The organism is Massilia timonae, assembly GCF_001866515.1.
Classification (GTDB): domain Bacteria; phylum Pseudomonadota; class Gammaproteobacteria; order Burkholderiales; family Burkholderiaceae_D; genus Telluria; species Telluria timonae.
Window position 1 is genome coordinate 5900387 of the sequence record NZ_JRYB01000001.1, and the last position, 19719, is coordinate 5920105.

General features: G+C 69.5%; 17 protein-coding genes. 1 reads left to right on the top strand and 16 read right to left on the bottom strand.

The annotated features are described in order from the left end of the window. Positions 1-25: 25 nt before the first annotated feature. From LO55_RS25310 to LO55_RS25320, 3 genes are all read right to left on the bottom strand, one after another. Positions 26-1309, bottom strand: a complete 1284-nt coding sequence (locus LO55_RS25310) for a phenylacetate--CoA ligase family protein (protein WP_071363594.1) — start codon at positions 1307-1309, stop codon at positions 26-28. Next, a complete protein-coding gene (locus LO55_RS25315; RefSeq protein ID WP_071363595.1) occupies positions 1309-2529 on the bottom strand; it encodes a glycosyltransferase in 1221 nt (406 codons plus the stop codon). The genes LO55_RS25310 and LO55_RS25315 overlap by 1 nt, the downstream gene beginning before the upstream one ends. Positions 2530-2610: 81 nt before the next feature. Beyond that, positions 2611-3123 carry an MgtC/SapB family protein gene (locus LO55_RS25320; RefSeq protein WP_071363596.1) on the bottom strand — a complete coding sequence of 171 codons (513 nt, stop codon included), beginning with the start codon at positions 3121-3123 and terminating at the stop codon, positions 2611-2613. A gap of 158 nt (positions 3124-3281) precedes the next feature. On the opposite strand from LO55_RS25320, the gene LO55_RS25325 reads away from it, so the two are divergent. Continuing rightward, positions 3282-3710 carry a VOC family protein gene (locus LO55_RS25325; RefSeq protein WP_071363597.1) on the top strand — a complete coding sequence of 143 codons (429 nt, stop codon included), beginning with the start codon at positions 3282-3284 and terminating at the stop codon, positions 3708-3710. 9 nt (positions 3711-3719) lie between these two features. Here LO55_RS25325 and LO55_RS25330 read toward each other — a convergent pair whose 3' ends face one another. The 13 genes from LO55_RS25330 to fcl all read right to left on the bottom strand — a co-directional run bounded on the left by LO55_RS25330 (position 3720) and on the right by fcl (position 19693). Beyond that, on the bottom strand, positions 3720-4577 hold the full coding sequence (locus LO55_RS25330) for a beta-1,6-N-acetylglucosaminyltransferase (protein WP_071363970.1): 858 nt from the start codon (positions 4575-4577) through the stop codon (positions 3720-3722). Between the two features lie 77 nt (positions 4578-4654). Continuing rightward, the gene (locus tag LO55_RS25335; RefSeq protein ID WP_071363598.1) at positions 4655-6889 is read right to left on the bottom strand and encodes a heparinase II/III domain-containing protein; all 2235 of its coding nucleotides are present in this window, start codon (positions 6887-6889) and stop codon (positions 4655-4657) included. A 287-nt stretch (positions 6890-7176) separates the two neighbouring features. Continuing rightward, positions 7177-7995, bottom strand: coding sequence for a glycosyltransferase family 2 protein (locus LO55_RS25340; protein ID WP_083415562.1), 819 nt, complete (start codon positions 7993-7995; stop codon positions 7177-7179). Next, the gene (locus tag LO55_RS25345; RefSeq protein WP_071363599.1) at positions 7931-9208 is read right to left on the bottom strand and encodes a glycosyltransferase family 4 protein; all 1278 of its coding nucleotides are present in this window, start codon (positions 9206-9208) and stop codon (positions 7931-7933) included. Before LO55_RS25345 ends, LO55_RS25340 begins: the two co-directional genes overlap by 65 nt. A 262-nt stretch (positions 9209-9470) precedes the next feature. Continuing rightward, positions 9471-10994, bottom strand: a complete 1524-nt coding sequence (locus tag LO55_RS25350) for an oligosaccharide flippase family protein (protein WP_071363600.1) — start codon at positions 10992-10994, stop codon at positions 9471-9473. Next, positions 10994-12550, bottom strand: coding sequence for an O-antigen ligase family protein (locus LO55_RS25355; RefSeq protein ID WP_071363601.1), 1557 nt, complete (start codon positions 12548-12550; stop codon positions 10994-10996). The genes LO55_RS25350 and LO55_RS25355 overlap by 1 nt, the downstream gene beginning before the upstream one ends. Positions 12551-12568: 18 nt before the next feature. Further along, positions 12569-13309 carry an exosortase-associated protein EpsI, B-type gene (epsI, locus tag LO55_RS25360; protein WP_071363602.1) on the bottom strand — a complete coding sequence of 247 codons (741 nt, stop codon included), beginning with the start codon at positions 13307-13309 and terminating at the stop codon, positions 12569-12571. Then, positions 13306-14310: an exosortase B gene (gene xrtB / locus LO55_RS25365; RefSeq protein ID WP_071363603.1), complete on the bottom strand. Its 1005-nt coding sequence runs from the start codon at positions 14308-14310 to the stop codon at positions 13306-13308. The genes epsI and xrtB overlap by 4 nt, the downstream gene beginning before the upstream one ends. Position 14311: 1 nt before the next feature. Then, on the bottom strand, positions 14312-15181 hold the full coding sequence (epsG, locus tag LO55_RS25370; RefSeq protein ID WP_071363604.1) for a chain length determinant protein tyrosine kinase EpsG: 870 nt from the start codon (positions 15179-15181) through the stop codon (positions 14312-14314). 24 nt (positions 15182-15205) lie between these two features. Next, on the bottom strand, positions 15206-16624 hold the full coding sequence (gene epsF, locus LO55_RS25375) for a chain length determinant protein EpsF (RefSeq protein ID WP_071363605.1): 1419 nt from the start codon (positions 16622-16624) through the stop codon (positions 15206-15208). Positions 16625-16690: 66 nt separating this feature from the next. Beyond that, complete coding sequence (gene epsE / locus LO55_RS25380) at positions 16691-17479, bottom strand: polysaccharide export protein EpsE (protein ID WP_005669154.1); 789 nt, start codon at positions 17477-17479, stop codon at positions 16691-16693. A 42-nt stretch (positions 17480-17521) separates the two neighbouring features. Then, positions 17522-18538 carry an EpsD family peptidyl-prolyl cis-trans isomerase gene (locus LO55_RS25385; protein WP_229410236.1) on the bottom strand — a complete coding sequence of 339 codons (1017 nt, stop codon included), beginning with the start codon at positions 18536-18538 and terminating at the stop codon, positions 17522-17524. A 102-nt stretch (positions 18539-18640) separates the two neighbouring features. Then, a complete protein-coding gene (gene fcl / locus LO55_RS25390; RefSeq protein WP_071363606.1) occupies positions 18641-19693 on the bottom strand; it encodes a GDP-L-fucose synthase in 1053 nt (350 codons plus the stop codon). Between the last annotated feature and the right edge of the window lie 26 nt (positions 19694-19719).

Sequence of the window (19719 nt, forward strand, 5' to 3'; positions counted from 1 at the left end):
CAAATTGTCGAATCTCGCGCACGATTCAACCGTCGACGGCGATGAACTCGAACTTGCCGTTGGCGCCGCGCGGAATGGCCTCGACCCGTTCCACCGCCACCTGCGCACCGGGCACCCGCCGCAGGAATTGTTCGCGCAGGGCGGCCTCGTCGCCGCTGCCGAAACCGTCGGCCGCGACGACCCGCAAGGTGAAGCGGGCCTGGCCGTGGTAGCGCACCTGGCCCTCGAGCAGGCGCAGGCCGCTGCCCTGGAACACGCGGTCGAGGCGCGCCACCATGCGGCCATCGGGCAAGGTGAGGATGCGCTCCTGGCGTCCGATCACGGCATCGAGCGTCGGAAACACGCGCCCGCAGGGGCAAGGATCCGCCTTGCCCACGCGCACGGTGTCGCCGGTGCGGTAGCGCGCGAGCGGCATCGCGGCGTTATTCAGGCTGGTGCCCACGAGTTCGCTGCTGCCGTCGGGCAGCGCCAGCAACTCCACGCCGCCGTAGTCGCTCAGCAGGTGGTAGCGGCCGTGCTCGCAGGTGCCGATGGCGGCGACCCGCTCGGCCTGGCCATACCAGTCGTACACGACGACGCCGAAGACGCGCATGACGGCCGCGCGCACGTCCGGCTCCAGGGTCTCGGACGAGGTCATCACGCCGCGCAGGGCCCGGCCCGCATAGCGGCGCCCGGCCGCCTCCAGCCAGTGGGCGATGGCGCCGACCGAGGATGGATAGGCGTGGATCACCACCGGATCGAAGGCTTCCAGCGCCGCCACATAGGCGCCGATGGTCGCGTTGGACAAGTGATAGGACGACATCACGAGCAGCCTGCCGACCGGGTCGCGCCGCCAGTAACGCCCGTCATGGGGACGCTCGTCGCACACGAGGTCGCCGCGGATCCAGGCGCGGCGCTGCCCCGGGCGCCAGCCGATCCAGCGCAGCTGGCGCTGGATGAAAGCTTCTTCGCGGATCACGGCGCCGAGCGACTGCACCAGGGTGAGCGGTGAACCGGAGGTGCCGCTGGTGCGGATCGTGTTGCGCAGCAGCGAGCCGAAGCGGCGCGGCCGCAGGTGGCGCGCGGGGTCCTGGCGCAGGGCCGGCTTGGCGAGCAGGAAGGCGCCGGGCGGCACCGCGTGCAGCCGGGTCGCGTCCGGCGGCACTTGCACGCCGAGGCGGCGCGCGCGCCGCGCCACGTAGGCGTTGAGAACGGCCCCGGACCGCTCGTTGCGCGTGAGAGAAGGCAGCACCAGCAGCCGCGCCGGCAGGCCGCGCGCCAGCAGGCGGCCGAGCGACCTGAGCGCCAGCGCGAGCGTGCGCGCATCCATCAGGCGCCCCGCCCGGCCAGGATGCCGGCATAGGCCTCGGCTACCACCCGCCCCAGGATCGCGTAGCTGCGGTGTGCCCTGACCCAGGCCGGCCCGCGCGCGCCACAGGCGGCGGCCAGGCCGGGTTCGTGCAGCAAGCGGCGCACGGCGGCGGCGAAGGCCGGCGCCTCCATCGGCACGCACAGCCCGGCCCCGCTCTCGGCCAGCACCCGGGCCTGGTCCGGGATGTCGTTGGCCACGCCGGGGATGCCCAGCGCCAGGTACTCGACCAGCTTGGTCGGCGAAGAAACGTCGTACAGGACGCCGCGCGGGATCGGCGACAGGCCGACCTCGGCCCGCACCGCATAGCCGAGCGCCGCCTGGCGCGGCAGCCAGCCGGTCAGCAGCACGAGCCCTTCGAGTTGGCGGCGCGCGATCTCGGCGCGCATCCAGGCCATTTCGTCGCCCGAGGGGGCGTCGCCGGCGATCACCAGCAGGACATCGGGCACGTCGCCGGCGAGCTGCTCGACGACGTCGAGCAGGAAGCCGGAGCCGCGCGCCTGCGCGACCCGGCCCAGGTAGAGCAGCACGCGCCGTCCATCCAGGCGCGGATCGAGGCTGGGCGCGATGCGCCCGCGCGCGCATAGCGCGAGGTCGACGCCCATCGGCACCGCCGTCATGCGCGCGCGCGCGAATCCCTTGCCTGCCAGCCAGTCGGCCATCGCCTCGCTCTGCACGAACACATGGCGCGCGCCCGGCAGCACCAGGCGATACAGCAGCCAGCGCGAGGCGGCGGCGCGCGCCGCATGCGCCAGCCAGCGCGGCCCGCGACCTCGGCGCGCGATCTCGTCGCGCCGCGCCTCGAAGCCTTCGACGATCGGGAACGACATCCAGTACAGGAAGGGCACGCCGAGCGCGGCGGCGGCCAGGCGGCCCAGCAGCCCGGACGCGATCTTGTCGCGCACCTGGATGCCGTCCGGCCGGCGGCGGCGCCAGGCGCGCGCCAGGCCCAGCAGGTCCCAGGCGGGCGCCAGCACGCTGGCGTAACGGCTGCCCAGGCTGCCGACGGCGTGCATGCCGCCGCCGCCCCACTCCGGCGGGCCGGCGCCGCCAGACTGGCCGACCAGCTCGCTATCGACGCCATGGCGCGGCATCTCGGCGCCGAACAGGGTCAGCAGGTCGGCGCGCACCGGCGGCAAGGGGTCGCGCACGATGAAAGCGATGGAACACGGCTTGCGCATGGCGCCTCGTATCGATGGGTGGGACCTACGATACTAGACCGGCGCCCGGCGCAAACGTTTCAGCTATCGCAGACTTGCGCGCTAGCGTCCGGCGTCGCGGTCGTCCTGGCCGTATTCGCCCGCCTTCTTGGCCGGCGCGCGCAGGATGGACAGGATCACCAGGCCAAACAGCGCGCTGAGGATGGCCGTGGCTTCGCGGCCCATGCCGGCGGCCACGCCGATGGCGGCCGTCATCCAGACGCTGGCGGCGGTGGTCAGGCCGCGGATGTCGTTCTGTTCCTTCTGCTTGAGGATGGCGCCGGCGCCCAGGAAGCCGATGCCGGCGGTGACGCCCTGCAGCACGCGCGACAGGTCCGACACCTCCATCCCGGCCTGCAGCGGGATCAGCACGAACAAGGCCGAGCCGACCGAGACCAGCATATGCGTGCGCAGGCCGGCCGAGGCGCCGACCGTCTCGCGCTCGTAACCCAACATCCCACCCACCAGGGCGGCCACCAGCAGCCGCACCACGATGACGGTCACATCCTCGGCATTGCCCAGGTCGGAAAATTCACGCTGTATCGTCAGCCAGCTTTGTGTCCACCACACTTGCATTCCTCCATCCTTTGTCCGGTTCGATTTCGAGCAAATCATGCCATCCATGCAAGATCCGTGTCGCCACGCTCGGCCGTTCGCGCCTGCGTAAAGACGCGGCATGCCGTTGCGCTTTTCGTATAATCGGCAGCGCAGCCAACCTTCACGAGGAGAGCCTGATGGAAACGATGGAGATCTACCGCGGACGCCTGATCGACCACATCCAGCTGGTGGTGCGCGACCTGCCCGCTTCACGCAGGTTTTATACGGCCGTGTTCGAGGTGCTGGGCATCCCGCTGGCCGGCTCGGGCATTGATTATTTCTGGGCCGACGAGCTGTTCGTCTCGACGGCGGACAGCGAAGCGGCCCAGGGCCAATTGACCGGCCGCCATCACCTGGCTTTCCAGGCGCGCGACCGCGCCATGGTCGACGCCTTCTACCGTGCGGCGCTGGCGGCCGGCGGCAAGGACAATGGCGCGCCGGGCGAACGGCCGTATCACCCGGGCTATTACGGCGCCTTCGTGATCGATCCCGACGGTAACAATATCGAAGCCGTGTACCACGGCGAAGCGACCTTCAGCGCGCGCGAGATCAAGATCACTTTCTGACCAACAGCGTCACGCCAGCCGGCCTTGCTTCCATGCCAGCAGGCGTGGGAACAAGGCGGCGCTGGCGTGACTGTCCAGTTTGCGGCAGAAGTGGGCGCCGGAGGCCTTGACGCGCTCGAAGTCGCCTTCGTCGAGCACCTTCGGATGGCAGGCGCCGCCTTCCGGCCACGCGATGTAGCGAAAATTATGCGGCAACACACGATCGGCGAACTCCGAACGCATCACCAGCGTCTGGAAGAACAGCTCGTCGGGCGACTGCACGCTGCGGCAAAAACGCAGCAGGCGAGGATGTGCGTCGGCAAGGCGCAGCAGCGCGCGCACGCAGTCGCGTGACAGGCTCCACCAGCACGAGCCGCCATAGGGGACAAAGCCGTCTGGCAGATGCCGGGTGCGCCGCAGCAGGCGCAGGCCGCGGTTGGCGGCGGCGCAGGCCAGTCGTTCGGCCAGCATGCCGCCGTCGCGATGGAAATAGGCATAACGATGCATCACGCGCCAGCCATGGGCCGCAATCGGCGCGGTCTCGATCAGCTCGTAACCGCGCATCCTTGCCAGCTCGGCTTTCAACAATGGATTCGGCAACAGCGGGAAGTCCTGGGCCGACAGGAGGATGAGCTTGTCGAAATCCGGGGCTTCAGGCAGGATCTGGCGCATCGATGCCAGCGTGGACTCGACCTGGGACACGTCGCCCCAGCGCACGGCGACCCGCTCGCGCACGAGGCGGGCATGCGGATGCAGTCGCGCCGGGTCGAGCGCGCTCTTGCGGTCCAGGTGCACATAGACCAGGAAATCGGGATCGCACAATTGCCCGATCAGCCTGTTGAGCTGGTCCATGTCCTTGTGCGCACAGATCAGGAACACCTGTTTCATCGGCGAGCGCGGCTCCACTCATGCGCGCCAGACTAGCATCGCGCATGAATCGAGCGCGCCACCTAGGCGCCAGGCTATTAGTTCAAGGTCACGCTCTGGCCGGCGACGGTCACGGTGCGCACGGTGCCCGAGGTGGCGATGCTGACCGGCGGCTTCTTGCAGCCGACGTCGAGCAGCACCAGGAACTCGGCGCTCGACTTGCCATCGTTCTTGAGGTAGAAGGCGCCGTGGTCCTCGATCACGTTCACCTTGGCGCCCGGCCCGATCCACTTGGCGAAGCTGGCGTCCGCGTTCAGCGAGCGCAGGCACAGCGACTGGCCGCCGGCCGACACCTTGACGTTCTGCGCGTTCTCCACCGTCATGATGACCGGGGTGTGGATATTCCACTCGTAGGTGCGGGCGATCGTGCTGGCCAGGCGGTCGCGCACCAGGATCGCATTGCCGGCATTGCGCAGGTGCCAGACCTGGCGCTTGGCCATGGTCAGCTGGCCGCCATAAGAGGCGGTGGCGTCGCCCTCGGCGAAGTCGTAGGCGGGCTGGGCGGCGAAGCCGGTGATCTTGCCGTTGCGCTGCAGCTGTTCGCGGTAGCCCGTCACCAGCTGGCCCTTGCCGCCGTCGAAGGTGATCGCATTCTGCGAACGGGTCTGGTGATACCAGTCGCTCCAGTAAGGCGAACCGTACCAGTCATACCAGCCGGCCTTGACCAGCAGCGGCTGCCCCGCGCTGGACAGCAGGATGCCGTTCTGGTCGCCATGGCTGTGGTTGAACGAACCGTAGGGGCTGGACTTGAAGTACAGCGAGGTGCGGCTGCTGGAGCCGATGTCGGTGTGCATCGAGGCCCAGCCGATGCTCGGATAATAGGCCGAGTTGGTCGGCGGCGTCTTGGTCATGGTGCCCTTGATCGGCATCGGGTACGGCGCTTGCAGCAGGCTCAGCGTATCCTCGGTGCCGCCCAGGCTGGCCACGTACCAGGCCGCGCGCGGCGACACCATGCGCGAGCCGAAGGCGTGCCAGACACGGGTGTCGGGCTTGGTCTCGGAGCCGTCGCCGAAGGCGTGCACGCGCGAGCCCGGCGGCGTGAACTGGGTGGCGAAGTCGAGCAGGCCCTGGGCCCAGGGCTTGGCATAGAAATTCACGCCCGACGCCTGCGACATCGGATCCCACAGCGCGACCAGGTAGCCGGCCGCATATTCGGCATAGGCGGTGCCGTTGGCGTAGCCGCCCTCCTCGCCGCTCCAGGGCGACGGCGAGTTGGCATAGGCGCGGAACGAGAAGTCGAACCACTTCTGCGCCTCGGGAATGTCGCCCAGCGCCAGCGTCGAGATCAGCGACAGGAAGATCAGGCTCGTGTTGCCGTGCGAATCGAAGGGATACTGGTCGAGGCGGCCGTTGTCGCCGGCCAGGTTGCCGTAGATTTCCTCGGCGCGGATCCTGACCGTGTTCAGCCAGCGCGCGCGGCGCGGCGCGTCCAGGTCGGCGGCCAGGATGTCGATCGCCTTGATCAGCGAAACCGAGATCTGGCGCGTGGCCTGGTCCTGGTTGGCGTAGCTGGTCGGCCCTTTCGGGTCGAGCGCGGCCATCTGGTCGCCGCGGCGCAGCGCTTCGTCGAGGAACAGGCGGTCGCCCTTCATGCGCCACATCACGGCCGCGGCCTCGAGCTGGCGGCTGGCTTCGTTGATGCGCTGGCGAATGTCGGTCTGCTGGCTGGCCATGGCGGCCGTCAGCGGCGAGCTGATCACGATCGGCCAGCGCGCATCGCTCAGCGCCGGCACCGCGTTAATCTGCAGCTTGATCTCGTTCATCATGCGGCTGACGTAGGGGTCGAGTTCGGCGCGCTTGGCGCTGTTCCAGCTCGCATACGGTGTAAACGACGACGGCAGCGCGCGCGGACGCGCCTTGGCCGTGATGCGCGCGCGCAGCGTGGCATTGTCCGGCACCTCGAACAGGTTCGACCTGCTGGTGATCGAGAAGGCGCGCGGCGTCGACCAGTCGTCGCTGCCGACCGGACGCACGCGCCAGGTGTACTTGCCCAGGGCCAGGGCCTTCGGCGGCAGGTACCAGTTGCGCTCGGTGACGACCTTGCTCGGCGCACCGCCGCTCGGCGTGATCTCGAGCTCGTAGGCGGCGGGGCCGTTGGCGTGGCGAGCCCAGGTGAATCCGGGCGGATTCTGGGCCTGGACCTGGTTCAAATCCGGGCTGGGTTGGACGACCAGGGGATCGGGGGACTGGGCCCAGTCCGCGCGCGCGCTCATGCATACGAAGAGCGACGCCAGCGCCAACGCGTGGACCAGACCTTTCCGGTGAAAATTCATGCTGAAGCTCCGAGAGAACGAGAATTGTTCAGGGATCGCGCCGCGATCGGGCGCTGGATCGATACCTGCTGCAGGCGTCGGGCGACGCTTGCTTGACGGGAACAATGTTACCGCAGGTTTTTTTGAACAAAATCAACTTCCCCAAGGAAACAAGAGGTTTATTTGCTTTCGCGCCCTGCATTCGCACGAATCCAACACGACAGATTTAACATTTGGTGAACAGGATGTTCTGTCCAGTAACTGTCGTGCTCGATGTGGAAAGACTGTGCGATAACTGGGAGCATGCGCTAGCTTTGCGCCTGGCCATCCGCGCTGCGTTGCAGACGGCGCAAGGCATGCATGCGCTTCAGGTAGCGCAGGCAATAGATGCCGAACGACAGCGGCGCCTTGCCCGCATGGCGCCGGCGCACGGCGAATTCCTCGCGCCGCGCCGCGATCCGGTTGCGCGACGAGACGCTGCCGGCATGGTCGCGAAATACGGCCAGCACCGCATCGACCAGCGCCGGCCGGCTGAGCGCCCCCAGCCGCAGCCACAGGTCGACGTCCATCGCATAGCGCAGGCGCTCGTCGAAGCCGCCGACCATGGCGAACACGTCGCGCCGCACGAACACGGCCGGGTGCGGCACCCAGGCGCGGCCGGCGGCGTAGGAGCGGTAGGAGAACGGCGGCATCGCGTTCGGCGGCAGCAGGCGGCCCTCCTTGAGCACCTGGATGTTGCCGACCACCCAGGCCGGCGGACAGCCGCCGTCGCCATCGCCGTCGCCATGTATGCCGACAAACTCTTCGATGCGCCGCCCGACCGTGGCCAGCACCGCAGGGCCGGCATAGTAATCGTCCGAGTGCAGGTGGGCGACGTAGCGGCCGCCCGCCGCGGCGATGCCCTGGTTCATGGCGTGGCCGATGCCGCCCCGCACGTCGCGCAGCACGCGCTTGGCGCCGGGATAGGCGGCGATCATGTCCAGGGTGGCGTCGCTCGAGCCGGCGTCGACGAAGATGTGCTCGAGGTCGCGGCAGGTCTGGGCCTGGACCGAGTCCAGCGTGTCAGCCAGCGTAGCCGCGCTGTTCCAGGTGCAGGTGACGATCGAGAAGGTCGGTTGGTTCGGCATACAGCTCCAGTAAGGTGGGCAGCAGGCGGGCGGCGTCGGTTCCGAAGTCGGCCGGCGGCGCAATGCGTGGCGGCGGCGCCGCGAGCAGGCGCGCCAGCCGCCCGACCAGCGCCGGCATGGTGCGGGCCAGCGCCAGCTGGCCCGGATACTGGGCGTACTGGGCCAGCTCGGGCGTGCCGCCGCGCGCCAGCGCCAGGCAACCGCGGCCCAGCGCCAGCGCTTCGAGCACCGTGGTGCTGCAGGCTTCCTCGCACAACGACGGCACCACGCACAGGTGGGCGCGCGCGGCCAGGGCCAGGGTGGCGGCATGGTCTTGCCAGCCGAGGAAGCGCACCTGCGGACCGGCATGGCGCCGCTCGAGCGCCGCGCGCTGCGGACCGTCGCCGACGACGGTCAAGTGGGTATGGGCCGGCAGGCGGCCGGCGGCGGCGTCGAGAAATTCCGCGAACCCCTTGCCGGTGTCGATCCTGCCGGCCAGCACCACCTCTCCTGCCTGCGGCGCCGGGGCGGCCAGGGCCAGCGCGCGCAGCGAGGAATAGTCGACCAGGTTGTGGATCACGCGGCTGCGCGCCAGGTCGGCATCGGGCACCGCGCGCAGGAAACGGCGACGCAGGAAGTGGGACACGAACACCGTCTTGTGGCGGGCGAAGGCGCGCGCGGCCTGGCTGCGGTAGCCGCTGACGGCGAGCGCCGTCAGCGCCGTGCGCACCAGGCCGGGACTCGGGGCGGCGTGGCGCGCGCTGCACGCCGTGCAGGCGCCCGGCGCCAGCCGCTCGCACACGGCGTCGCCGACGAAGCGCAGGTGGGTCAGGCATTCGCTGCCCTGGTCGTGGCGGGTCTGCACGAAGTTGATGCCGTCCCGGACGTACAGGCCCGTCATCGGCAGGTGGCCGTGGTAGTGGACCACGTCGAAGCCGGCGGCGTGGGCATCGATGGCGCGCGCGATGCGGCGCGCAAACCAGGGCCGCTTGAGCGGATTGAAGATGCCCAGCTGCGCCTCTTTCCAGCCGGGACGCACGATGGCGAAACCGGGCCGGAAGCGTCCGGAGAAGCCGATCTGGCGCGCGGGGTCGGCCGAGGGCCGGTCGGCGCGGCCCAGGATCTCGACCGCATGGCCCTCGTGCAGCAGGCGGTTGGCCAGGGTCACCACGTGCTTGCCCAGGCCGCCCACTTGTTCGCCTGGCAGATCCTCGGACACCATCAGGATGCGCATGCCTCACCCCCGCTATCAAAGACGTGAGCTCTCGGGCAGGACGACTGCCGTGCCCTCGAGGCGAATGTACCGTGGCGACATGCAAGGCGTCCTGACAGCACCCTTTCGCTCGAAACGCGGGAGATACGCCCGTGCGCTGGCGCGGTGCATGGCCCGACCGTCACGCTGCCGCCGAAGGTGCCGAATCGGTGATGTCGACTGTCCGCCATCGCACATGATTGGACATGCATGGCGCTACTTGAGTTCAGCGCCCCGGCCATCCTCAACCGGCCCTGGCGCGCGCCGGCTGGCAGCGCGTCTTGAGGCGGGCCCAGGCCAGGTTGCGGTCGCCGCGCTCGATCACGAACAGCGCTCCATGCAGGGCCAGCAGGAGCACGGTGGCGGCCAGGATCGCGAGGAAGGCGCCCAGGCTATCGTCGAGCAGGGCCTCGGCCGCGCCGGCGGCGATGGCGACGGGCGCGATCCCGGCCAGCCCCGGTACATAGCCATGGACCAGCAGGCGCCGCAGCGGGGTCGGGACGGTGCGGCCATGGACATAGGCCAGGAATGCCGTGGCGAACAGCAGCGAGGTGGCCAGGTGGCCCCAGGCGGCCCCAAGGATCCCCCACCCGGCCACGCCGGCGTAGACCATGCCCAGCCCGGCCAGCGCGCGCACCACGGCGAACAGCCCCGAAACGCGCGGGTGGCCCATGCCGTCGTTGACCAGCGACGGCAGGCTGGTCAGGGAATCGACGAATTGCGACAAGGCCATCAGCGCCAGGATGGCGGCGCCGTGGCGCGCGAAGGCGGCGTCCATCCAGTAGCCCAGGATGCGATGGGCGAACACGGTCAGCAGCACCAGGATTGCCGCGTTCAGGTAGGCCACGTAGCGCGTCGCCTTGAGGTAGACCGCGTCCAGGCGCGCCAGCTCGCCCCTGGCCGCGAGCGCGCTGGCGGCCGGGAAGGCCACGGCCGACAGGCGAAAGCTCAGTCCCAGCACGCGGTTGGCCAGGGTGGCGGCGACCGTGAAATACGCGAGGCCGGCGACGCCGACCAGGGCCCCGATCACCAGCTTGTCGGCGTGGGCGTACGACAGCGCGGCGAAGCGCGACAGGAAAGTCCAGCCCGAGAAGCGCAGCAGGGCCGCGCGCACGCCGGCGCCCGGCCAGCGCCAGCGCCAGTCCGGCAGCAGGCGCCGGACGGCGCGCCACAGCACCAGGGCGTGGATGGCGCTCGCGACCACGCGCAGCAGGACCACCTCGAACAGGCCGCCGCCCAGGGCCAGCACGCCGACCGTGGCCAGCGGCACCAGCGTCCCGAACGCCATCTCGAGCCGGCCTGAAATATCGTAGCGCATGAGCGACTGCGGCACGCTGTTCAGGTAGATCTGCAACTGGCCGCACAAGAACGCCAGCGCGGCCAGTTCCAGGGTCGCGCCCGCCTCGAGGCGCAAGGCCGCCGGCACCGCGAACACGGCCTCGACCAGCCAGGCCGCGCTCAGCCAGATGCCCAGTGCGCCGAGCAGGCCGATGGCGACATAGGTGGCGAGGCCGAAGGACAGGGTCTCGGCGACCTGCCGCGCGTCGCCGTTGGCCCGGTGCTGGGCGATGTACTTGACCGAACCGGCCGTGAGGTTGATGTCGATCACCGCGAAATAGCCGACGATGGCCGTCACCAGCGAGTACACGCCATAGCCGGCCTCGCCCAGGCCTCGCACCACCAGCGGCACCGTGCCCAGCATCACCAGCGCGGGGACCGCCGCCCCGAGCAGGTTGGACCAGGCGTTGCGGGCCAGGCGCAGCTTCATCACGCCGGCGCCACTGGACGCCGCGGCGCGCGCTGCCAGGCCGGCCGCTGCGCGGACGGCCGCTGCGCCGCTTCTTGCGCGGCCGCCAGCGCCAGGTAAGGCAGGCTCAGGCATAAAGCCAGCATCTGGGTGGTGCGCACCTGCGGGAACGGCGTGCCGATCAGCAGGTCGGGAATCATGAACGCCAGCCCCGCCGCCCCGGCCGCGCCCAGGCCCAGCAGCTCGGGCGGCAGGCTGCGCAGCGCCCGCCGCGCGCCCACGACGAAGGCGACGATGGTGCCGGCCAGCAGCACCGTGCCGAGCAGGCCGCTCTTGAGCGCGATGTGCAGCACCCCGCTGTGCAGGAACAGCCCGCCGTCCGGGTTGCCTTGCCATGAAATCGCCTGGTAGCCATGGTAGCGGCCCCAGGCGCCGATGCCGGCCAGCGGGTGCGCCAGGAAGTCGGCGAAGGCCAGCTTGAGTTCCAGCACCCGTTCGCTTTCCGGACCAAAGCGGCGCGATTGCATGTCGTACAACAGACCACCGACCCCGCCGCCGCCGCCGCCCGCCTCGCCCGCCTCGCCTGCCGCGCGCGTCTGCGCCAGGCGCCGCGCCGCCACGAAGGCCATGGCCGCGCCGGCCAGCGGCATGGCGGCCAGGCCCAGCTGCAGGCGGCGCGCGGGCGGAAAGCGCCACAGCACGACTGCGAACGCCAGCAGGAAGCCGATCCAGGCGGTGCGGCGATAGGACAGCACGACGCACAGCGTGGTGGCAAGCAGGGTGGCCCAGGCCAGCGCGCGCCACGGCCGGCCTTGCGCCGGCGTCGCCGCGCCGGATGGCGCCTGGAACAGCGCGACGGCGGCGATCGCGAACGCCAGCGTGCACAGCAGGCTGTCGTTGATGTCGAAGAAGGTCAGGCGGATCTGGATCGCGTTCATATTGGCATACACATTGTTCGGGTCGCCGCCCGATACCGCCCAGCGGCCGAGGCCGAACAGCGCGCGCGCCAGACCCGCCAGCATGATGAAGCGCGCCAGCTCGAGCGCCTGCTCACGGGTGCGGAAGGCCAGCAGCATCAGCGAGACGAGCGGCGCCATCCAGACGATGTTCGAGAAGCCCGACGGCGCCAGCGACTCGGCCAGCGGCACCCCGGTGGCCAGCCCGACGCCGACGTGGGCGGCCAGCAGGACGGCCCAGGCCAGGAACCAGGGCCGCAGATTGCAGGCCGGCGCGGCCTGGCGCGGCCGGCCGGGCGCGAAGTTGTTTGCGCTGCCGTTCATGCAGTTATTCATGAAACTGGCGGACAGGCGGGCGCACAGCCAGGCGCCGAGCACGTACCACAGCACCACGCCGAAGAACAGCATGCCCGAGCCCCGGCTGTAGATGCTGCGTGACGCGAACACGGCCAGGTTGCCATAGCTGGTGGAATTGACCCAGAAAAAGACCAGCAGATAGGGATAGACCAGGAAACGCGGCCAGACCATCCCGACACCGATCCCCAGCACGGCCGCGAGCGACAGTCCGATGACGAACAGCCACGGCAGCGAATAATAGATATAGGGCAGGATGTCGTTCATCGCCGCGCCGTTGCCGGGTCAGTGGCGCGCGCTGCCGGTCGCGCGGGACGCGTCGGCCGTGGCGCGCACGGTGTCGGCGCCGATCAGGTGGGCGCGGTCTCCCGGCGCCAGCACCGCGAGCAGGTCGAGCACGAAACGGTCTTGCACGCGCCAGGCGGCATGCTCGTCGGAACCGATGGTCGATACCCGCACCAGCATGCCGTCCGGGATCTCGCCCGACAGGCCGTAGGCGAGGCGGCGCAGTTTTTGCTGGATGCCGGCCTTGGTCGCCTTGTCGCCGATGGTGATCCAGTAGGTGATCGGCTCGTTACGCTCGCTCAGGCGCGCCACCAGGCGCTTGACCGGCAAGCGGCCATGGCGGGTGGGCAGCAGGTCTTCGCTGTCCTCGACCAGCTCGAAGCCCTGGGCCACGTAGCAGACCTCGGGCAGGTGCAGCTGCAATGCCCTGCTCTGGTCGCCGCCATAGGCGATCGACAGCATCACCCGCTGGCCGTGGGCGTCGATATAGGTGCGCGACAGGGTCTGGTCATAGATCTTCGCGAGCACGCCCTGCTGCTCCGGGTCGGGCTGCAGGGGCACGACGCCCGGGTCGACCGTCCAGGCGCCGAAGCGTTGCGGAATCATCTGCTCGAGGCTGAAGCGCTCGTGCGGCAGCGGCGCGCGCGGCGCCGGCGTCAAGGCCCCGGTCAGCGCCGAGGTGGCGGCCATGGCCAGGCCCAGCACGATGCTGACGGCCAGGTGGCGGCGCGCCGGTTTCATCGGACGCCCCCGCGCAGTGGACTCGGCGAGTTCGGCGAGTTCGGCGAGTTTGGCGGGTTTGGCCGGCCGTGGCCGGGATGGCGCGGCTGCTCGCGGCGCTTGATGAACCACTGCAGGGCCGCGTCGAGCGCCAGGATCATCAGGAGCGCCGTCACGAACAGCACCATGCCGGCAAAGCCGTGCAGGAAGCCCTGCCCGGCCGCATCGCCGAAATAATAGGTGATCAGGGTCAGCGCGATCACGCGGATCACGTTCGCGGTGAACGAGACCGGGACGATCAGGATCGCCAGCGCCAGATTGCGAAAGGCCGACGGATGGCGCATCAGGTTCAGGTAGAACAGGCCCAGCGCTTCGAGGGTCAGGAGGGTCTGCAGGCCGGCGCAGGCATCGGCCACCAGCAACTGGTACTGGCCGATCTGCAGCACCACGCCGGAGCGCGAAATCGGATAGCCGGCCGCGAACAGCAGGTGTTCGGTGGCCCAGGACACGGCCATCTTCATCGGCATCGTCACCGCCGCCACCAGCTCGCTCGGCAGGGGCACCATGAACAGCATGAAGAAGAACGGGAACCACAGCAGGCGCAGGGCGCGCGCGCCCAGCTTGAGCAGGACGGTTGCCGCCAGCACCGCGAGGATCGAGGCGACCTCGAACATCAGGATCTTTTGCGAACGGCCCAGCAGGTGGATGCCCAGGCCGAACACCAGCACCGCCCAGCCGATCCAGTGCGGCCGCGGCGGCGCGCTGGCCGCCCGCACCTCGGGCCACTTGCGCCAGATCAGCCACAGGGACAAGGCGAAAATGATCGGTCCATGGCCCTGCTCTTCGCCGATCCAGGCGCCGCTGAACAGGTCGCGGAACGTCGGCCCGAACAGCAGGGCCAGGCCCAGCATGACCGGCCACCATTCGGGCAAGGCCTGGCGCAAGCCGGCGCTCAGGCCAGGGTCGGGGCCAAGACCGGGGCCAGGACGGGGGCCGGGATGCAGGCCGTGCCGCGGGTCCATGCTAGAACTCCATCACCACCGAACCGACCACTTCGGCGCCGGCATCGACCATCTGCCCGGCCATGCGCGCCACGTCGGCGATGCGGGTGCGGTGCTTGCAGGCCACCAGCAGCACGCCGCCGGCACGGCCTGCCACCGCCAGGGCATCGGCGCCGGCCGTAAACGGCGGCAAGTCGAGCAGCACGACGTCGTGGCGGCTCTCCAGCTGCGCCGCCAAGGTGCGAAAGCCGGGCCGCGCCAGCAGTTCTTGCGGATTCGGCGGCAAGGTCCCGGCCGGCAACACCGACAGGTCGGCAAAGGATGGCACGCGCAGGATGGCGTCCAGGTCGGCCCGCCCCGCCAGCATATCGGACAGGCCCTGGCGCGGCCGGAGTCCGAACAGTTCGTGCTGGCGCGGCGCGCGCAGGTTGGCGTCCACCAGCAGGGTCTGCTCGCCGAGCTGGGAAAACACCAGCGCCAGATTGGCGGCGAACAGGCTGGCGCCATCGTCCGGATCGGCGCCGGCGATCGCCAGCGCGCGCCGCCCGCGCGCGAACCAGCGCAGCGTCAGCTGGCTGCGGATCGCGCGCAGGGCCTCGACCTGGGGCGCAAACGGTTCGTAGGCGGCGACCAGCCTGGGCGACAGCCTGGCCTGCCCTTTCTGCAGATAGGGATAGGCGAACTGCCGGGCCAGCGCCTGCTGGATGTCGTCCTCGCTCACCAGGCCGAGGCGCAGCGCCGCCTCACCGAAACGGATGCCCAGGTCTTCGTGGGTGCGCAGCACGCGCTCGGCGTCATCGGCGCTGAGCTTGCCCGCATCGACCAGCAGCGCGCCCATGCTGGCGTCGCGGCCGGGGCCGCTGTGCAGGGCGGATAGCACGGATGAGTTCATGGCGCGTCCTCGGCTCAGCGCTGTTCAGTTCAGGCGCGGTTGCCGGCCGGGCGCCATCAGCCGGCGAAGACGGCCCGTCCGCGCGGGCGGCGCCTGCCAGGCGATGGCGCCCAGTACCGGAATGCCCAGCATGTCTTGCAGGTCGCTGCTGGAGCGCACCGGCCGCGCCAGCAATTCCAGCAGCAGCGCCAGGCCGACGCCGAGCACGGTGCCGAGCACGATCGCCGCCAATGTATTGAGCAGGATGCGCGGGCCACTCGGCGTCGTGGGGGCCACGGCCGGATTGAGCACCGAGACGTCGGACTGCTCGGACTGGGCCTCGATCCGCGTCTGCGAATAGCGCTGGCTGGCCGAATCGAAGGCGCGCTGCGCGCCTTCGAGGTCTTTCAGCAAGGGACCGAGCTCGTCGCGGGTGCGGTTGAGCTCGAGCACGCGCTCCTTCTGCGCCGCCAGCTCGCTGCGCAGCTCGGCTTCGCGCTGGCGGTAGACGTCGGCGTTGGCGCCGACGCTGCGGCTGACGCTGCCCAGCGCACTGCCGAGCTCGGCGCGCAGCTTGCCGGCTTCGGCGGCGGCGGCCTGGTATTGCGGGTGGTTGCGCCCGAAGCGCGCGCCGGCCTCGGCCAGCTTGGCCTCGGCGCTGGCCAGGTTCATGCGCAGGTTCTGGATCAGGGTATTGTTGGCGACGTCGGGCGAATCGACGGCCGCGCCGGCGGTCCCGGCCGCCCTTTCACGCGAGCCCGCTTCCATGGCCGCGGCCTGGGCCACCACCAGCTGGGCCGCCAGGTCGTTCAGGCGCGACAGCTCGACATCGACCCGGTTGTTGTCGAGGCTGACGATGCCTTTTTCTTGCTGGTACTTCGACAGGCGGGCCTGGGCCGCCTCGAGGTTGTCGCGCAACTGCCTGGTCTGTTCGTTGAAGTACAGCGAGGCGTTCTTGGCCGGCTCGGTCTTGAGCTGCACGCCGGCCCGCCGATATTCCTCGGCGAAGGCGTTCGCAACCGCGGCCGCGAACACCGGATCGGCGCCGCTGAAGCTTATTTCGACCACGCTCGATTCGCGCGACGGCATGATCTCGAGCTTCTGGAGCAGCAGGTCGGCCAGCCAGTCGCGCACCGTCCCCTTGCCCTCGTTGGCTTCCTGGAATTGCTGGACGACGGCCGGGCTGGACGCCAGCCGCAGCGTGTCGACGACACGCAGCGCCACGTTCTTGCTGCCGATGATGTCCATTTGCGTTGCCATATACCCCGGCATCAATTGCCCTGGCATGGTCAGACCGGTGAGCGGATCGACGCCCTTGTAGTTGAGCAGCACCGATGCCGTGGCCTCGTAGGTCTTTTGCTGCACCACGCTCCAGCCGAGGGCGAGCAGCACCGTGACCAGGAGCGTGCCCAGGACGATTTTCTTACGCGCCAGCAAAATCAGCAGAAATTGATGCACGCTCATGACTCACCTTTGCATGCGGGGACCGCGCCAAAGCCCGGCGAGAAGCCAACGCCGGACACGCTGCCGTCAGAACCAGCTTTCGCGCACCACGATCACGTCGTCGACCTGGACCGTATCACTGGCCTGGACGTCCAGCGTGACCGGTTTGCCGCTGGGGTCGCGGCGCGTGACCTTGATGCCGTTGTCGCTGCCGCGCGGGCTCAGGCCGCCACCGGCCGAGATCGCCTGCTGGACCGTCATGCCGCGCTCCAGGCGGAACGGCCCGGGACGGCTGACCTCGCCGGTGACGTAGGCGCGCGGCGCCCGCTCCACGAAGATGATGTCGCCGCCGGCGACCTCGTAGTCCTTGTCGAGCTCGCCCTTGCGCACCATGTCGACCACATCGATGGTCTCGCGCGTCGTCTTGCCGTCGCGCGTGCGCACCAGGCTGATCATGTCGCCGCCATCGCCATGGATGCCGCCGGCCAGCGCCAGCATGTCGAGCACCTTGCGCCTGCCTTCGACCGGATAGCGGCCCGGCCGGTTCACCTGGCCCAGCACCGACACCTGCTGGCTGGCCAGCGTGGTCACCAGCATGTTCACCTGGGCCCGCTTGATGTAGCCCCCCTTCTCGAGCTGGCCGGCGATCTTCTTTTCGGCGGCGGCCACCGACAGGCCGCCGACAGCCACCTGGCCCAGCAGCGGGAACGTGATGTGGCCACTCTCGCTGACGCGGGTCTCGATCGACAGGTCGGGGCTGCCATACACGGACAGCTTGACCACGTCGCCGGCGCCCAGCAGCACCTCGGTCGCACCGGCCACGCTCATGCCCAGCATGAAGGCGGCCCCCGTCATCCACTTGATCCAGCGTTTCATCGTCAGTCTCCAGGCACGTCGTTGGGAAGTCCTTCGCAAGCCCTACTTGAGGCCGGCCACGCCGCGATCGAGCGCCGCCTTGTCGGCGCGCGCATCCTCGTGCACGGTGTCGGCCACCGGGCCGATGTCGCCGTCGCCCGCGCCCGCGCCAGCACCCGTACCCGGTCCGTGCGCCGGCGTGGCGCGCATGCCCGCCAGCGCGGCCGGCGCCGCGGCCGGGAGCGCGCCGGGCGTGGCGGCGTCGGGCGCCAGGTCCTTGTTCAGGTAGTCGATCTTCGCGGTGGCGCGCAGGCGCTGGATCTCGGCCTGGGCCAGTTCCTTGTTCTTGCGGTTGGCCAGGTATTGCGCGATCTGCGGCGCGGCGATCGCCAGCGACACCGGCGCGTCGCGCACCTCGTCGATCGAGGTCAGGAGCGCGCGCTGCCCTTCCTGCACCAGGAACAGCTGGCCCTTCGGCATCGACAGCAGCTTCGCGGCCAGCTCGGGCTTGACATCGGCGGTGCTGCGCGTGACCTGGGCGCGGCCGTAGGCGACCTGCCTGGTGTCGAGATAGGCCGCCACGTCCTCGAGCGAACGGGCCTTGTCGGCGGCGGCGCGCAGCTCGGGCGTCACGCTGGACGCCGGCAGCACGAGCTGGTTCATCGCGAACTGGCGTCGGTTGGCGAAGAACTGGGGATGCTTGTTGAAATAATCCTCGATCTCGGCCTCGGTCGGCCGGGCGACGTCGCCCACCCGCTTCTGCATATAGGCCTGGGCGATGATCAGGGAGCGCGCGCGCTCGATCGCCTGCATCACCTTGGGATCGCGGTCGATCTTTTCCTTGGCCGCCGCGCTTTCGAGCAGTTCGCGGTCGATCAGGGCTTGCAGCAACTGCTTGCTGGCGGTTTGCTGCTGGGCAGCCGGGACGCCGGCACGCTGCATTTCTTCATTCAGCTGCAAAACCGTGATCTCTTCGCCGTTGACGCTCGCCAGGGCCTGGCCGGGCTTGGTTTCGGGCACCGGCTTGTCCCGGTTGCAGCCGGCCAGCGCGACGCTGGCCAGGACCAGGACCGCGCACACGGCCCGCCTCGGGCTGAACCTCGGTGCGAATGGATGCGGCAAGTCTGTGACATTGTGGTACGAGCTCTGCATGGTGTTCTCCGGCGTGGACGGCATTGGCCCTCAGGCGTGCGCAGTCCGGTGTGAAATCCGCCATTCTGGACCGCTTGCGCCATCTGTTCTGTTGTGCATCTCACATCGTGCGTCGGGATCGCCACCTGCGCAGAGGTGCGCCAGATACGCGCGATAAGCACGCCCCAGCCCCTCGGCCAGCGGCGTGCTGGCGCGCCAGCCCAGCGCCGCCAGCTTGGAGACGTCGAGCAGCTTGCGCGGCGTGCCGTCGGGCTTGCTGGCGTCGAAGACGATCTCGCCCCGGTAGCCCACGGTTTCGCCCACCAGGCGCGCCAGCTCGGCGATGGTGACGTCCTGGCCGGTGCCGACATTGATGTGCGAATGCATCGGGTCGGTAGCCGCCGCATAGGCCTCGGGCGCCAGCGCCATCACGTGGACGCTGGCCGCCGCCATGTCGTCGACGTAGAGGAATTCGCGCATCGGCTTGCCGCTGCCCCAGATCACGACCTCGGGCGCGGCGCTCGCCTTGGCCTCATGGAAGCGGCGCAGCAAGGCGGGAATGACGTGGCTGTTTTCGGGATGGTAGTTGTCGCCGGGACCGTACAGATTGGTGGGCATCACGCTGCGATAGTCGGTGCCGTACTGGCGGTTATAGCTTTCGCACAGCTTGATGCCGGCAATCTTGGCCATGGCATAGGGCTCGTTGGTCGGCTCGAGCATGCCGTTCATCAGGTATTCCTCGCGGATCGGCTGCGCCGCCAGGCGCGGATAGATGCAGGACGAACCGAGGAACAGCAGCTTGCGCACGCCCGCGCGCCAGGCCTCGTGCACGACATTCGCCTGCACCATCAGGTTGTCGTAGATGAACTCGGCCGGATAGGTAAGGTTGGCGTGGATGCCGCCGACCCTGGCCGCCGCCAGGTAGACCTGGTCGATGCCTTCGCTGCGGAAGAACTCGCGCACCTGCGCCTGGTCGGTCAGCTCGAGTTCGTCGTGGCTGCGGGTGACGATCTCGGCCTTGTCTGCGGCGCCCAGCGCACGCACGATGGCCGAGCCGACGAGGCCGCGGTGGCCGGCGACGTAGATGCGTGGCTTGTTGTGCACATTGCCTCCCGTGATCAATGTCGATG

What these genes read in the sequence shown, in the direction of transcription:
- LO55_RS25325 (WP_071363597.1), top strand. Translation starts at nt 3,282, where the DNA reads ATGGAAACGATGGAGATCTACCGCGGACGCCTGATCGACCACATCCAG.
- LO55_RS25345 (WP_071363599.1), bottom strand. Translation starts at nt 9,208, where the DNA reads ATGCGCATCCTGATGGTGTCCGAGGATCTGCCAGGCGAACAAGTGGGC.
- LO55_RS25315 (WP_071363595.1), bottom strand. Translation starts at nt 2,529, where the DNA reads ATGCGCAAGCCGTGTTCCATCGCTTTCATCGTGCGCGACCCCTTGCCG.
- epsE (WP_005669154.1), bottom strand. Translation starts at nt 17,479, where the DNA reads ATGAAACGCTGGATCAAGTGGATGACGGGGGCCGCCTTCATGCTGGGC.
- LO55_RS25355 (WP_071363601.1), bottom strand. Translation starts at nt 12,550, where the DNA reads ATGAACGACATCCTGCCCTATATCTATTATTCGCTGCCGTGGCTGTTC.
- epsF (WP_071363605.1), bottom strand. Translation starts at nt 16,624, where the DNA reads ATGAGCGTGCATCAATTTCTGCTGATTTTGCTGGCGCGTAAGAAAATC.
- LO55_RS25335 (WP_071363598.1), bottom strand. Translation starts at nt 6,889, where the DNA reads ATGAATTTTCACCGGAAAGGTCTGGTCCACGCGTTGGCGCTGGCGTCG.
- xrtB (WP_071363603.1), bottom strand. Translation starts at nt 14,310, where the DNA reads ATGGACCCGCGGCACGGCCTGCATCCCGGCCCCCGTCCTGGCCCCGGT.
- LO55_RS25310 (WP_071363594.1), bottom strand. Translation starts at nt 1,309, where the DNA reads ATGGATGCGCGCACGCTCGCGCTGGCGCTCAGGTCGCTCGGCCGCCTG.
- LO55_RS25340 (WP_083415562.1), bottom strand. Translation starts at nt 7,995, where the DNA reads ATGCCGAACCAACCGACCTTCTCGATCGTCACCTGCACCTGGAACAGC.
- epsG (WP_071363604.1), bottom strand. Translation starts at nt 15,181, where the DNA reads ATGAACTCATCCGTGCTATCCGCCCTGCACAGCGGCCCCGGCCGCGAC.
- LO55_RS25330 (WP_071363970.1), bottom strand. Translation starts at nt 4,577, where the DNA reads ATGAAACAGGTGTTCCTGATCTGTGCGCACAAGGACATGGACCAGCTC.
- LO55_RS25350 (WP_071363600.1), bottom strand. Translation starts at nt 10,994, where the DNA reads ATGAAGCTGCGCCTGGCCCGCAACGCCTGGTCCAACCTGCTCGGGGCG.
- epsI (WP_071363602.1), bottom strand. Translation starts at nt 13,309, where the DNA reads ATGAAACCGGCGCGCCGCCACCTGGCCGTCAGCATCGTGCTGGGCCTG.
- LO55_RS25320 (WP_071363596.1), bottom strand. Translation starts at nt 3,123, where the DNA reads ATGCAAGTGTGGTGGACACAAAGCTGGCTGACGATACAGCGTGAATTT.